Source organism: Desertibacillus haloalkaliphilus, assembly GCF_019039105.1.
Taxonomy (GTDB): domain Bacteria; phylum Bacillota; class Bacilli; order Bacillales; family KJ1-10-99; genus Desertibacillus; species Desertibacillus haloalkaliphilus.
The window spans coordinates 1-387 of the sequence record NZ_JAHPIV010000301.1 but is presented as its reverse complement, the minus strand read 5'-3'; the positions used below and the strand labels follow the sequence as shown (position 1 = coordinate 387).

At 47.0% G+C, this 387-nt stretch carries 1 protein-coding gene; it reads left to right on the top strand.

The features are described 5' to 3' along the window. Positions 1 to 387, top strand: a 387-nt coding sequence (locus KH400_RS29980; protein WP_217228281.1) for a hypothetical protein, incomplete at both ends; no start/stop codon positions are given.

Here is a 387-nt window from a genome sequence, read left to right as displayed (position 1 = left end):
GAGAGGGGGAGAAGAGAAAGGGGAAGGAGAGGGAGAAGAAAGGGAAAAGGGGGGAGGAAGAAAGAGAAAAAGAAGGGAAGGGAAAGAGGGAGGGGAAGAAGGAGGAGGGGGAAAAAAGAGGAGGGAAAAAGAAGGGGAGAAAAGAAAGGGGAAGGGGGGGGAGGGAGGAAGAAGGAAGGAGAAGAGGGAGAAGGGAGAGAAAAAAAAGAAAAAGAAAGGAGAAAAGAGGAGGGGAAGAGGGAAAGGGGGAGGAGGAAAAAAGAAAAAAGAAAAAAGAGGAAGAGAAAAGGGGAAGGGGGGAGGGGGGAGGAAAAAGAAGGAAGGGGGACGGGGAAAAGGAGAAAAAAAAAGAGAAAAAAGAGAAAGAAAAAAAGAAAAGGAAAAAAC